This window comes from Vibrio sp. 1CM7H (assembly GCF_023161645.1).
Classification (GTDB): Bacteria; Pseudomonadota; Gammaproteobacteria; order Enterobacterales; family Vibrionaceae; genus Vibrio; species Vibrio diabolicus.
In genome coordinates, this window is record NZ_JALNTV010000001.1 from 1,578,578 (window position 1) to 1,592,134 (window position 13,557).

12 protein-coding genes are annotated in these 13,557 nt (G+C 44.6%); 6 read left to right on the plus strand and 6 right to left on the minus strand.

The window, feature by feature from the left end:
- Positions 1-431 precede the first annotated feature (431 nt).
- The 6 genes from MSG33_RS06935 (at position 432) to sstT (ending at position 5,875) form a co-directional block, all read left to right on the plus strand.
- Positions 432-1,349 (plus strand): DUF368 domain-containing protein, encoded by a 918-nt coding sequence (locus MSG33_RS06935; RefSeq protein WP_031780580.1) that lies wholly within the window; start codon positions 432-434, stop codon positions 1,347-1,349.
- A gap of 251 nt (positions 1,350-1,600) precedes the next feature.
- Positions 1,601-2,026, plus strand: a complete 426-nt coding sequence (locus tag MSG33_RS06940) for a hypothetical protein (protein WP_048625440.1) — start codon at positions 1,601-1,603, stop codon at positions 2,024-2,026.
- 9 nt (positions 2,027-2,035) lie between these two features.
- A complete protein-coding gene (locus MSG33_RS06945) occupies positions 2,036-2,650 on the plus strand; it encodes an SCO family protein (protein WP_134646170.1) in 615 nt (204 codons plus the stop codon).
- Positions 2,640-2,948 carry a PTS transporter subunit EIIB gene (locus MSG33_RS06950; protein WP_048625441.1) on the plus strand — a complete coding sequence of 103 codons (309 nt, stop codon included), beginning with the start codon at positions 2,640-2,642 and terminating at the stop codon, positions 2,946-2,948. The genes MSG33_RS06945 and MSG33_RS06950 overlap by 11 nt, the downstream gene beginning before the upstream one ends.
- Positions 2,949-3,223: 275 nt before the next feature.
- Positions 3,224-4,300, plus strand: a complete 1,077-nt coding sequence (rsgA, locus tag MSG33_RS06955; RefSeq protein WP_248380365.1) for a ribosome small subunit-dependent GTPase A — start codon at positions 3,224-3,226, stop codon at positions 4,298-4,300.
- A 357-nt stretch (positions 4,301-4,657) separates the two neighbouring features.
- A complete protein-coding gene (sstT, locus tag MSG33_RS06960) occupies positions 4,658-5,875 on the plus strand; it encodes a serine/threonine transporter SstT (RefSeq protein ID WP_005396770.1) in 1,218 nt (405 codons plus the stop codon).
- A gap of 72 nt (positions 5,876-5,947) precedes the next feature.
- Here the strand turns inward: sstT and pdxY are convergent, their stop codons facing one another.
- From pdxY to MSG33_RS06990, 6 genes are all read right to left on the minus strand, one after another.
- On the minus strand, positions 5,948-6,817 hold the full coding sequence (pdxY, locus tag MSG33_RS06965; protein ID WP_104970421.1) for a pyridoxal kinase PdxY: 870 nt from the start codon (positions 6,815-6,817) through the stop codon (positions 5,948-5,950).
- 101 nt (positions 6,818-6,918) lie between these two features.
- Positions 6,919-7,107: an AbrB/MazE/SpoVT family DNA-binding domain-containing protein gene (locus tag MSG33_RS06970; RefSeq protein WP_005396772.1), complete on the minus strand. Its 189-nt coding sequence runs from the start codon at positions 7,105-7,107 to the stop codon at positions 6,919-6,921.
- Between the two features lie 147 nt (positions 7,108-7,254).
- Positions 7,255-8,565: a putrescine-ornithine antiporter gene (potE, locus tag MSG33_RS06975; RefSeq protein WP_005396773.1), complete on the minus strand. Its 1,311-nt coding sequence runs from the start codon at positions 8,563-8,565 to the stop codon at positions 7,255-7,257.
- 61 nt (positions 8,566-8,626) lie between these two features.
- Positions 8,627-10,807, minus strand: a complete 2,181-nt coding sequence (gene speF / locus MSG33_RS06980; RefSeq protein WP_104970419.1) for an ornithine decarboxylase SpeF — start codon at positions 10,805-10,807, stop codon at positions 8,627-8,629.
- Positions 10,808-11,216: 409 nt separating this feature from the next.
- Complete coding sequence (locus tag MSG33_RS06985; RefSeq protein ID WP_031780583.1) at positions 11,217-11,663, minus strand: helix-turn-helix transcriptional regulator; 447 nt, start codon at positions 11,661-11,663, stop codon at positions 11,217-11,219.
- A gap of 540 nt (positions 11,664-12,203) precedes the next feature.
- Complete coding sequence (locus MSG33_RS06990; protein ID WP_248380367.1) at positions 12,204-13,400, minus strand: hypothetical protein; 1,197 nt, start codon at positions 13,398-13,400, stop codon at positions 12,204-12,206.
- Positions 13,401-13,557 lie beyond the last annotated feature (157 nt).

The following is a 13,557-nucleotide window of genomic DNA, read 5'->3' on the forward strand; positions in this document are numbered from 1 at the left end:
TAATCGCGATTGGCTTATATTTAGTGTGAACAAATTGTATTCACTAACAACGTCAGTTGGCTAGGTGACCCTCGGCTTAAGAAGGGTCGAGCAGTATTATGCATTAATCATGCCAAAATGAAAAGACTTATTTTTGGGCACAGGATCTCATATAAAGTGAATTTGTCTATATAAAATATAGCAAAACGCAAATTCAATTATCAAATTGCATTTGCATAATGCAACAAACGTAGCCATTGATAGTACAGTTAATCATCTCAATAATGTAAACCAAATATTAAGATATCGTTGTATTTGAATCACCTCATAACCTGTAACAAAAATAAGCAATTGCTTGGATATAAAACCCATTAGCTACAGCACTATTTCATACTTTTTTCGTCGCAATGTTTGTATACTCTGTGCCATCGAAACGACTTAGCATTAGAGCAATGAACTACTTAATTACTTTCTTCAAAGGAATCGCCATGGGCGCAGCAGATGTTGTTCCTGGCGTATCAGGCGGCACCATCGCGTTTATCACCGGCATTTACGATACGCTGCTTGAGAGCATTCGACGCATTAACCCATCACTTTTCTCTATTTGGCGAAAAAAAGGGGTTAAAGCCGCCTTTAATCACATCAACGGTTTCTTCCTTATCGCTCTGTTTGCCGGTATTTTCACCAGCATTGCTACGCTAGCAAAGTTGATCACTTGGCTTCTTGACACACACCCGATCCCACTTTGGTCATTTTTCTTTGGTCTGATTTTGGTATCGGTCTATCACATTATTCGTCAGGTTGAACAACGTGATCTTATCCGCTTTGTGACTCTACTTGTTGGTGTCGGGTTTGCTTACAGCATCACCGTGCTTAAACCTCTGCACATGGAACCAACGGCCATTAACACATTGTTCGCTGGGGCTATCGCGATTTGCGCGATGATCTTACCGGGCATCTCTGGCAGCTTTATCTTGTTATTGATTGGGATGTATGCGCCAGTATTAGCCGCCGTGAAAGGCTTCCAAGTCGATACATTGGCGCTGTTTTTGTCAGGTTGTGTGATTGGTTTGCTGTCCTTTTCGCATCTATTGTCGTGGTTACTACGCAAGTTCCGCGATTTCACTCTGATGTTTTTGACTGGATTAATGATTGGTACGTTGCCAAAGATTTGGCCTTGGAAAGAAACCATCACTTGGCGCACCAATTCAAAGGGTGAGCAAGTGCCCTTGCTACAGCACAACCTATCACCATTTGAATTTGAACACGTGACGTCACAACCTTCTCAGTTAGTGCTTGCCGTTGTGATGATGCTTGCTGCCATTGTGCTGGTTTTGAGCCTCGAAAAATTCGCGGATTCAGACAAGTAACTGCGGTATCAAATCAATACGGAATCAACAAACAAGAACGGAGCCAATTGGCTTCGTTCTTGTTTGTTGGCAAAGAGAAAATCATCGCAATTGAAAATCTTTATGGGCTTGATTCAACAACCCCTACACCGCGCGGTTATTTTGATCTCTGTCATCGAGGCACAACGCACAATTTATCTAGGCCACGAGTTGGCGAATGACGCTTCTGTGCTACGATGCAGGTAATGTTAAGTGATAAATGCTGAACCTTAATGAAAGTGTTACAAATCGCCGCTGTTTCAGCCGCACTGGTTGCGGGGTTTTATGCCCCAACTTTACTAAAAAGCTTTTCTTCATCCACTCCGATCAAACCGATAGATGAGTATTGCTTTCTCTCTACTGCCTCGTGCGTTCAAGAGAATGTTACGATGACGCTCAACGCAGATACTGCTCAACCCTTGGTCCCTACTACTCTTAATGTTGAGTGGCACACAAGCGATGCTGAACAACTCGTCCTAAGCCTTTCAGGAAGAGAAATGGAGATGGGAGAACCCAAGTTTTTACTGAAGCAAGTCGCTCCCGGTCGATATCAAGGTGACATCATTCTGCCGGTTTGCACTCAAGACGCCATGACCTGGGTTGGTGAACTCAGTGATGGAGAGAGTACCGTTTACCCTGCTATAAAAATGCAAAGATAAGGAATCGTTATGAGCCGCAATTGGTCCCTATTTCTCGTAGTTGCTTTCGCCCTCGGGTTTGGCGTAAAAAGCTATTTAGATAATCAGAAAACGAAGCCAGAGCAAGTGGATAGTTCCACCTCTCAACAAACGGTATTGTTTGGGGAAAATGACCAAGCCGTCAATATCTTCGATGTGAATGACCCTCGCATTCGAGTCGTCTATTTTGGTTTTACTCGCTGCCCAGATGTTTGCCCAACTTCGCTTGCTATGCTGGCAGGGGCCCTGAATCAAATCGATGAAACGCAAAAAGCACAACTGCGCCCAATGTTCATTTCTTTAGATCCAGAGCGTGATGAGGCCGATGCCTCGGCGAAATATGCCCATTACTTCCATCCTATGATTGAAGGCCTATCGGCACCGCTTGATGTAACCACACCTCTGGCACACAACTATGGCGTAATTTTCCGAAAAACCGAATTGGAAGGCTCGGAGCTCAAATACACGCTTGATCACAGCTCTTACTTTTACTTCTTGAAGCCGGATGGCACGTTAATCACCAAGGTACCGCATACACTCTCGCCGGCACCGATTGTTGAAGCCATTTCAAAACTGACGACTGAAGGCTCCTCAAATGACAGTTAAGTCAGCGCTGAAACAGTTTTTCAGTTTCCTAACTCAAACCAACCCCAATGTCGAACAAGACGTCGATACGATCATTGACGCCATTGGGGGGATAGAAAACCTGCTAGAAACTGGAGCATGCGCGACTCGGCTGCGTCTTACCCTTAGAACGACGTCCATCATAGATAAAAATGCACTCAAAAATCATGGCGCGCATGGCGTCGTGATACTGGATGAGCGTCATGTCCAAATCATATACGGCTTAAAAGCCAACACGTATTCGCAGATAATGGAAGAGCGCATCAACAAACAAAGCTAATATTTTCGCAGTATAGCTACCCTCTAAGAAAAAGGGCGGCTATACTCTCTTGGCTTAATTAATTCACTTACTTATTAACCAACGAAGAGGACACATGATGATTGTATTGAATAACACTAACTGGGCATCGCAAGGGTAACCCTAACCGCACCAATTACGTGGCATAGCCACAACTCCCCTTCTCTGCCCGGTCTTCACCGGGGTCAACTCTATCCGAATTAGACCCTAATGCGATTTGTATTAAGGCGCTTTTTTGCGTCTGGGATAATTCAACAATGAATCAAACACATACTTTTTGTGACACGTTAATTTCAACTTCAAACCCACTAAAACGATTGGGTTGGAAACCATTTTTTCAGCAACAACTGACACTAGACGATTACGACGACACTATCTTTGCACGTGTGATTGCGCATCACCGAAGTGGTTACCTATTGGCGACAGAAACGGGGCAAGTCCATCTCAATGCCCACCACTCTCTACCCAATATGACCGTCGGAGACTGGGTTATCTTAAATGACGATCAGCAATTTGTTCGCTTAATGGATCGCTTGAGCCTCTTTAGCCGCAAAGCAGCAGGTAGCAAAGTGGCAGAGCAACTCATAGCCGCAAATGTGGATACCGTTTTTATCGTCTGTTCCCTTAACGACGACTTCAATTTAAGTCGTATTGAACGCTATCTCGCCTTGGCTCATGAAGCCGAAGTCGAACCCGTCATCGTGCTTTCCAAAGCCGATTTGTGTGACGACGTCAATGAACTCAAAAGCCAAGTACAGAAGCTAGACCCTCTGCTAGTCATTGAGACGGTCAACGGCTTAGATGCAGAAAGTACTTCTAAGCTCATGAGTTGGTGTAATGAGGGGCAAACCGTCGCTTTTATCGGTTCTTCAGGCGTTGGCAAATCAACTCTTGTGAATGCATTACTCGGGCAGCAAGAACAGGCGACTGGGCATATTCGTGAAGACGATAGCAAAGGGCGACATACAACTACATCGCGCTCTATCCATCTATTACCTGATGGCGGCATCTTGATTGATACTCCGGGAATGCGCGAGCTTCAACTAGCAGACTGCGAAGTGGGCGTCAGTGAGGCATTTTCTGACATTGAGGTTCTCGCTCAGCGTTGTCGCTTTGGTGATTGCCAGCATCAAACTGAGCCGGGTTGCGCAGTTCAAGCTGCGATTGAAAATGGCAAACTGGAGGTTCGTCGTTTCAATAACTATCAAAAACTATTGCGAGAACAAGCCTTTAACGGCGCGACTTTGGCAGAACAACGAGTTCAAAGTCGACAGTTCGGGAAACTCACTCGAAATGCCATGAGTGATAAGCGCAGGCGCCAACAAAGTTATTGATTTGTTACGTTTGAGTTGTCAATAAAATCAAAGGAGACGAAAGTCTCCTTTTTAACAACTTTATTAAAAACCATTACTCATAACTAATGATAATTTTCAACATAAAAATCTTATTTAAATAACATTGAGCAAACATTTAATCCAAAAACAAACTAAAACTAGACACAAAATATTACCAAGCTAAGATATGTGATATTCAGCAAGAAAATGGCTGAATTTATAAAAACAGGATAATTGATAATCATGTGTCTTAGTGACCAGAAGCAATGCTCACCCCTTGCAATACAAGGGCATTATCGCCGTGTAATGATGGACTATTGCCCTGCTCGCTCTGGCATAAAATTGCAGGAATGATGTATGCAACACAACAGCCTCGTTGCCCGATTTGCTCGTGGTAACCTCGTCGTCCAGATCCTTGTCGGTATTGTCTTTGGTATTTTGCTCGCCACAATTTCCCCAAGCCATGCCGAAAGTGCAGGATTAATTGGTAGCCTTTTTGTTGGTGCTCTTAAAGCGATCGCGCCAATCCTTGTGTTTATTTTGGTTGCCGCTTCAATTGCGAACCAAAAGAAAAACCAGCACACGTACATGCGTCCAATCGTTGTACTGTACCTGATGGGTACGTTCTTCGCGGCGCTATCAGCAGTGGTTCTAAGCTTCCTTTTCCCGACCAATTTAACGCTTGTCACCGGCGCTGAAGGTGCAACGCCGCCTCAAGGTATTGCTGAAATTCTACGCACACTGTTGTTTAAACTGGTCGACAACCCAGTAAATGCACTAGTAGAAGCAAACTACATCGGCATTCTTGCTTGGGGTGTGGGTCTGGGTCTTGCGCTACACCACGCATCTGCAACAACGAAAGCCGTGTTTGAAGATCTCAGCCACAGCGTGTCTCACATTGTTCGCTTTATCATTCGTCTTGCACCATTTGGTATCTTTGGCCTAGTTGCTTCAACGTTCGCAACAACAGGCTTTAGCGCACTAGCAAGCTACGCACACCTTCTGGCGGTTCTTCTTGGCGCAATGATGATCATCGCACTCGTTGTAAACCCGGCGATCGTGTTCGTTAAAACTAAGCAAAACCCTTACCCACTTGTATTCCGTTGCCTACGTGAAAGTGGTGTAACCGCGTTCTTCACTCGTTCAAGTGCGGCGAATATCCCGGTAAACATGGCACTATGTGAGAAGCTAAAACTGGACGAAGATACGTACTCAGTATCTATCCCACTAGGTGCGACCATTAACATGGCTGGTGCTGCAATCACTATCACAACGCTAACGCTTGCAGCTGTGCACACTATGGGTATTGAAGTTGATCTACTGACTGCGCTACTGCTCAGTATTGTGGCTGCGGTTTCTGCATGTGGCGCATCAGGTGTTGCAGGTGGCTCGCTACTACTTATCCCACTTGCGTGTGGTCTGTTTGGTATCTCAAACGACGTAGCAATGCAGGTTGTAGCGGTTGGCTTCATCATCGGCGTGATTCAAGACTCTGCTGAAACTGCACTAAACAGTTCAACAGACGTTGTCTTCACAGCAGCAGTTTGTAAATCAGAACAGCAAAAAGCTCAGTAAGACTGACAGAATAAATAGAAAGGGGAGCCGATGATGGCTCCCCTTTTTTATATACTAATTATTTGCGCTCAATTACGCGGTGGCCAGAGCCACCTCTTCAATTGAGAAATGCTTACTTGGCTCAACAAACTCTTGCTGTGCCGCGATAGTTTGCAGCTCCCACTCCCCTGCATGGTAAGTGGCGCTTAATACCCCGTAACATGCGTCATGGCAGTGTTGGAAAGCTTGTTTAGGAGACCACCCCTTCAATAATCCAGCGGTGAAGATAGCCGAAATAAGATCGCCTACCCCCACAGGTTGTTTGGCAAACTCAAACTGAGGGCGCTTCGCTAAGTAAATGCCTTCTTGCGTTGCCAGTAACATGTTGAAGCTGCCATTCTCTAGGCAGTAAAGGTGCTTCACTAGCACTATTTTTGGACCTTTCGCTAGTGCACGTTGGCATGCCGTGATCGCATCGTCTAACGAGTGGATTTCCATCTCTGCAAATTGGCTTAGCTCGAACTGGTTAGGCACGATCACATCTGCCATTGGCATCAGACGGTTTAACAAGTTTTCTGCAATACCCGGCGCCACAATACAGCCTTTGTCTGGCGCGCCCATCACAGGGTCGCAAACATAAAGTGCGTTCGGGTTCGCTTGCTTCACCTTCGTCACGGTTTCTTCAACAGCAAGGCACTGCTCTGCGCTGCCTTGGTAGCCCGTCAACACCGCTTGGCACTTTTCCAATGCACCGATGTTACTAAGACCACGCACTAACTCGCTAATGTCTTCAGCCGCAAACGCTCGCCCAGTCCAACCTTCTTGATACTGCGTGTGGTTAGAAAATTGAACGGTATGAATCGGCCATACTTCGAAGCCCATGCGTTGCATTGGGAAAACGGCACTGCTGTTACCAGCATGACCAAAAGAAACATGAGATTGTATAGAGAGGATACCTTGCATAGTACCTTACCTCTTATTGTTGTTATCGATAGTTCAAAGACAGCGGCAAGCGCCAGTTTTGCGAAACCAGTAGTGTATCCGACAAACCAAGATTCTCTAACTCAATTCTCGTTAACTTCTTCAGAGTAAGTTGGAGCGCTGGTTTTCAACACCATCTTCTTGATTTCCATTTTGTCTTTATTCAGTGCGATTTCTAGGGTATCTCCTTCCCTTATCCCGAGTTGAGTCAGGATTACGCTTGGAATGACTACGGCGGTATCGTCACCGATTTTAACAGGTTGACTTATCATCTTTCGTCCTCCAAATGTCGAAAATGAGTTTTCACATCATTGGATATTTATTCCCAAGAGCCTTGTTCTGACTTGGGCTTGGCATAAGCGCCTAAAAACAAAGAGCCTTCCACACCGCGTTTGGGAAGGCTCTTTCATTATTATTTTTTAATTTGCTAAAGGCTCATGCTTGGCAGCAATCAGACCGTAAGCACTCCAACCTAGGAAGGTGACGATTGAGCCCCACATCATCGCTTCGTAGCCGGAACCATATAGCGCGTAGAAGCTGTATAGGGAACCAATCAGAGCGATAATGTTGGTGGTTTTCATCTCGCGCTCTGGCACGTGCGCCACTTGCTGCATGATGAAAATTGCGCCCATACATAGGATGTAAGGAATTACGTTCGTTACTACCGCTAGGTTAACCAGCGCTTCGAACTGCTCGTTCAGCGTTGGAGAAATAGTCATTAAAGACAGCACCGATTGGATAACCGTGATGGCCACCATACCTTTGATTGGCGTACCACGTTTGTCCACTTGAGAGAACAATTTAGGGAAGAAGCCCGCATCAGAAGATGATTTGAACACTGACGCGATAGTGAACTGCCAACCTAATAGAGAACCCGCACAAGCCAATACCGCCATACCAGCAACCGCTTTACCTGCTGCTGAGCCAAGCATCACAGACCATACGGTTGAGAATGGCGCGGTAGAAGCGGCAAGCTCAGAGTTTGCAACGATACCAGAACAGATGTTTGTCGATACAATGTAAACCACCGCAGCAATCAACGTACCGCCCAATACTGCGATTGGTACGTTCTTCTCTGGGTTTTCTACTGCTTCAGAGTTCGCACAAGCCGATTCAAGACCAAGAAACGCCCATAGTGTCATGGCAATAGAAGCGCTCACAGCTTCACCAAATGGCAGGTGGTGTGGGTTCCAAGCTTCGATGTACATGGTTGGGTTAAACCAGAACCAACCAACAATACCTAGCGAACATACCGGTAGGATCACACCCCATACCGTGAAGGTACCGATTTGACCTGTAATTTTCGCACCACCGAAGTTAGCGAAAGTACAAATCCAAAGAATGGCGATGGTGTACAAACAGGTTTCGACCGGAGATAGGGTCACTTCAAAAAATGCGGAGCCGTAACCCACACAGGTAATCGCGATCGCAATATTCGCAATAAGGAGCGACAAACCGTAAGTCCAGCCCGCCATAAACGCACCCGATTTACCGAATGCGTAAGACGCGTAACCGTTCATACCGCCATCACGTTTACTAAAGCGACCACATTTTGCAAACACATAAGCCAACGCCAAAGAGCCCGCTGCCGTGATCAACCAAGACAACACAGAAATGGTGCCCACTTGCGCCAGTTTACTTGGCAGCATAATGATACCGGAGCCAGCCATGTTGATGAACGTCAGAATGGTTAACTGCACCACCGACATTTTTTTAGTTTCAGTACTCATAAATTATTCTCCACGAATAAGCGGTTCGCACCGACGCCAGAGCGTGGTGCGAACGGGTAGATTAATCTTTTAGGACATAGCAATATGCGGTAGTGCGACCGTCGACATCTTCAAGGTACACACCTTGAATTTCTGGCGCGAAGCCTGGGAATCGGTTGATGCCTTCTTCTAGAGATAAGAAGTAATCCACCACCTGTTGAGTCCAGATTTCACCAGTGATCACACAGATAATGCCTGGAGGGTAAGGCAGTGCACCTTCGGCGGCTACGCGGCCGACGGCCTCTTTAAGTGGTAGGTAATCACATTCACCGCGGAAGTATTTACGTGTTGCCACGTCTGGTTTGTGAACCATTTGTGGGAAGTATTCACTGCGGAACATCGCTTTTTGTAGCTGTTTCACGTTCAGCTCTTTGTACATGTCATGCATTTCCTGACATAGCTGACGGATGGTGTAACCACGGTAGCGCTCTTTGTTCGCTTCGTAGACGCCTGGTAGCACGATACTGAGAGGTGCATCATCACGAATGAATTTTTCAAATCGGTTGATTTGCGCGACAAGGTGACGGATCTTACCCATATCTTCGGCAGGAGTGAGTAGGAACAAGATGGAGTTCAAGTCACACTTCTCAGGGATGATGCCGTTTTCGCGAAGGAAGTTAGCCAATAGCGTTGCCGGAATACCGAAATCTGCGTAGCTGCCGTCTTCGGCAATACCTGCCGTGGTTAGCAACAATTTACATGGGTCAACAAAGTATTGACCTTCACCATAACCTTCAAACTTGTGCCAGTTTGCATCTGGCTCGAACATGAAGAACTTCTTGTTGGTCGCGATCACATCAGTGTCGTAACTGCCCCAAGGTTGACCTTCAATTTCATTTGGAATGAACGGACGAATTAACTCACAACTTTTGAGAATTTCTTTACGCGCTTCGATACCTGTCTTAACCGCGTCGCTCCATAAACGTAAGCCTGCTTCACCATCGTGGATCTTCGCGTTCACATCCAATGCTGCAAACAACGCATAGAACGGAGATGTCGATGCGTGCATCATAAACGCGTTGTTAAAGCGTTTGTGATTGCAGTAACGAGCTTGGCCTTTGATATGGCGGTCTTTTTTGTGGATTTGCGACGTTTGAGAGAAGCCAGCTTGTTGCTTGTGAACAGACTGAGTCACGATCACACCCGCATCTTCTGGTTTCAGATCCAGTAGCAGTGGCGAACAGTCTTTCATCATAGGGATGAACTGCTCATAACCAACCCACGCAGAGTCAAACAGGATGTAGTCACAAAGATGACCGATCTTATCCATCACGTAGCGAGCGTTGTAGATAGTACCGTCGTAAGTACCAAGCTGGATAATAGCAAGACGGAAAGGACGTTCATCGCGTGCACGCTCTGGAGATACTTTCGCGATTTGAGCACGAATATACTCTTCATCGAAACAGTGCTCATCCATACCACCAATGAAGCCCCAAGGGTTACGCGCCGTTTCTAGATAAACCGGCATACCACCCGCTTGGATTAACGCGCCGTGGTGATTCGACTTGTGGTTATTGCGGTCGAACAATACCAAATCACCTTCAGTTACTAGCGCGTTACACACCACTTTATTTGAAGCAGAAGTACCGTTAAGTACGAAGTAAGTTTTGTCAGCGTTAAATACTTTTGCAGCGTGTGCTTGCGCTTGGTGTGCAGAACCTTCGTGGATCAGTAAGTCACCTAAGTCCACGTCCGCGTTACACAAGTCGCTACGGAATAGGTTTTCGCCAAAGAAATCGTAGAATTGTTTACCAGCAGGGTGTTTTTTGAAGAACTGACCACCTTGGTGCCCTGGACAGTCAAACGCCGAGTTACCCATCTCAACGTAGTGCGTTAATTGCTTGAAGAAAGGAGGGAGCAGACGACACTCATATTTAGTCACGGCTTCATTAATTTGACGGCAGTAGTAATCGATAGATTGTCTTTCTAAATCAATAACCCCCGTTAACCAAACGTAATCTTCTGCCGAAACTGGAGTTTCATCGGTCACTAAGAAAACAGGAATTCCGTACCCTGTTTCCGAGATCATTCTGTGCAGACCCGCTTTAATGTCTGCTGACGTAATAATAGCTGCACCAACGTCGGTTAATTCAACTTGTTCTAAAGGCAGTAAGTGACGATTAAATTGTTCATCTAAAGATTCAGCTAATAAGCTAAAGTCTTCAGGCATGTAATTACTAACACCTATAATTAAACGTTTCATTTGAAATATCTCTTTTTTGTTCTTTAAAAATGACAAGGACAGATATTACAAACGAAATATTTATTTAAAATTCAAATTACAAATTTCGTGATTAAATTTTCATATTTAAAAGACTTATTTTATCGAATTAAAATTTAGAGACTTTCATCACTTTCCAATTTCTATCTCAATGATATTGAAACGCACCTAAAAGGAAAGATCCTTCAATAATTATGTGACAACGCCCATTATTAAAAAGAAGGTTATTATAAGAAAATAAAGTTTTGAGATTTCCATCACTATATAATAAGTTAAATTATATTATTGCAGTTTAAAACACCCCGCTTTTAACCAAATTTAAACACATAATAAAAGAGCCATCAACACATGTATTGATGGCTCTTTACTTTGGATATAAAGAAAAAACAACTTAATTGAATAAATGACTATCTAGCTTGACTCCACCATTCGACCATTGCTGATAACGCTTTACAGACATGCCTGACGAGTACATGGTATGTTTACAATCCATACACTCAACAAAATACAACCCACTCATTCCTGCCATAACGTGCAGCCTTCGGCTATCGCAGCGCTTGCAGGACAGGCGCTTTACTTTGGTGTTGACGTCAATACGCCGAGCAAAGTTTAACGTTTCGTGAGAGCATAAAGCGTCAACAGCACTATCTTTAAAAGGATGCTCACTAAGTAAATAATTAATGGCGTAATCGTACACCGGGGGGATTGAAGATTTTCCACTTTCAATATTACTTATCTTAGCAACGGAAACGCCTAATAAAGAAGCGAACTCAGCCTTACTGTACTCTAAGATAAATCTTGAAGAGATGAATTTATCTGCACTAATGATTCTCAACATACACAAATCTCTAATAGAAATAAAAACAGAGCAAACTAATTCGCTCCATTTCTGCTGAAACATGTAATGAAAAAGTTACTTCCTAGTGTAATTCTGCATATTATCTATGCTATTTTATTTTGTACGTCATCTTGCGCCTAATTAATTATAAAATCAATAATCCATGCCTAAATATAAAAACACAATTTAAGATTTATAATACAATTTTTAATTTACATTATTAGATAAAGTAATGAATACTATTCACCTATTACTCTGGGCATCAAGTATTGCTCTTCAATCATTATTACTATCAATTGAAGAGACTTGATTTGAGCCCAACATGAGAAGTAGATAAAGAGGGAAATCCCTCTATTTGAAGATAAACATATCCCACCTTAGCGAAGCACTAAAAATGTGTTGAAAAATCGAATAAATAGTATGCAATCCAGTAAATAAATCGCTTAGATAAGTTTACAGTCTGTAATTGTGATCGACAGAGATACTGAGACAGAAAGGCAAAAGAAAAGCCTCAATTATGAGGCTTATGGATAAGATAAATTATGGTTGAAGGAAATTCTGCGTGAAATCGAGCGCCTCTTTAGAGAGCTTTTTTTCGGTAGACGATGTGGTTGTCTGTCCTTCCGTCGTTGCTGTGGTCATGTCTGGCTGGAAGTTCGGCGCCGATGCTTCATCCCATGCGTTAGCATCGTCTTTATTTTCGTCACTCAGCACCGCGTTAAGCTCCTCCTCTGCAGGAAAATACGCTTCGCGTTTGTACACCTTGTTCAGCGCCCGAATAATGGAATGCTTTCTTACCATCCCTGACGCCAGCTTTCTTTGCAACGGTTTCGCTATAGATTGCAATCCAACGACGACGTCAACACCAATATTGGTCGCCACTTCGTCACGCAACGTACGCGCTGGCTGATACCCCATATTGGCAGCAAGAAACAGCCAAACATAAGCAATCGCATTGCCTGTTTTACCTTTGTCCTTCCACGCTTCGCCAGCATGATACATCGCCTCGGCGCTGCCACCTTCTGCGGCTCTTTCAAGCCAATAGCAGCCTTTGACCATGCTTTTTTCTGTACCAACACCATTTAGGTAACATAAGCCAACTTGGATCTTTCCGTCCGCACTGTCTTTTTCAGCCGCTTTCATAAACCAATAAAGCGCATCTGCACTGCGTCCTGCACTATTGTCTGGTGAAAGTTGCCATTCACCCATGTAAAGCATGGCATCAATACAGCCTTCTTCGGCTGCAGTTTCAATCAGTTGGTTACCTTTGGGAATATTTTTTTCCGATCCGCGACCAAAAACCAACGCTTTGCCTGTCGCAAATTTCGCTTCGGTATCACCTTCCATTCCGGCAATGGCGGTACGCCAAAAGTTTGCCTGCTCTTTTAAAATCACATCTTCACGCATGCGCTCACTCAAGCGAACAATACCGTACATTCCCGTCACGTTGTCCAACTTAGCGGCTTTATCATACCAATACAGCGCTTGACGAATGTTGTCCTTCTCGGCTTCTTTCGCTAGAAATAAAATGGTGGGGATATGCCCGGTTTCTGCTTTGAACTCACGCTCTTTACGCTCTTGCTCTCGCGCTTTTTGCATCGCCTTTCGATAAGCGGCTTCGCGAGCTTTCCTCTCTGCCTCGAGTCTCTGTTTCCGCATCGACAACGAGATCATCCACACAAATATCAGGACGAGTGAAAGGCCAGTTGCCGCAATGGCAATGCCCATACTACTCATAAATAGCCTCTTTTGGTTTCAGGGCCCAATTCATCTCCCTCTCAGGGAAATCTTAAGATTACGCGCCGACATAACGCCGACTACCTTCATTATATAACGACCACTTAGCGAAAATCTGAAGCTTGCCAAGACTTAATGGCGGTATTTTATGCAATAT

What these genes read in the sequence shown, in the direction of transcription:
- MSG33_RS06935 (WP_031780580.1), top strand. Translation starts at nt 432, where the DNA reads ATGAACTACTTAATTACTTTCTTCAAAGGAATCGCCATGGGCGCAGCA.
- potE (WP_005396773.1), bottom strand. Translation starts at nt 8,565, where the DNA reads ATGAGTACTGAAACTAAAAAAATGTCGGTGGTGCAGTTAACCATTCTG.
- MSG33_RS06990 (WP_248380367.1), bottom strand. Translation starts at nt 13,400, where the DNA reads ATGAGTAGTATGGGCATTGCCATTGCGGCAACTGGCCTTTCACTCGTC.
- rsgA (WP_248380365.1), top strand. Translation starts at nt 3,224, where the DNA reads ATGAATCAAACACATACTTTTTGTGACACGTTAATTTCAACTTCAAAC.
- sstT (WP_005396770.1), top strand. Translation starts at nt 4,658, where the DNA reads ATGCAACACAACAGCCTCGTTGCCCGATTTGCTCGTGGTAACCTCGTC.
- pdxY (WP_104970421.1), bottom strand. Translation starts at nt 6,817, where the DNA reads ATGCAAGGTATCCTCTCTATACAATCTCATGTTTCTTTTGGTCATGCT.
- MSG33_RS06950 (WP_048625441.1), top strand. Translation starts at nt 2,640, where the DNA reads ATGACAGTTAAGTCAGCGCTGAAACAGTTTTTCAGTTTCCTAACTCAA.
- MSG33_RS06945 (WP_134646170.1), top strand. Translation starts at nt 2,036, where the DNA reads ATGAGCCGCAATTGGTCCCTATTTCTCGTAGTTGCTTTCGCCCTCGGG.
- speF (WP_104970419.1), bottom strand. Translation starts at nt 10,807, where the DNA reads ATGAAACGTTTAATTATAGGTGTTAGTAATTACATGCCTGAAGACTTT.
- MSG33_RS06970 (WP_005396772.1), bottom strand. Translation starts at nt 7,107, where the DNA reads ATGATAAGTCAACCTGTTAAAATCGGTGACGATACCGCCGTAGTCATT.
- MSG33_RS06940 (WP_048625440.1), top strand. Translation starts at nt 1,601, where the DNA reads ATGAAAGTGTTACAAATCGCCGCTGTTTCAGCCGCACTGGTTGCGGGG.
- MSG33_RS06985 (WP_031780583.1), bottom strand. Translation starts at nt 11,663, where the DNA reads ATGTTGAGAATCATTAGTGCAGATAAATTCATCTCTTCAAGATTTATC.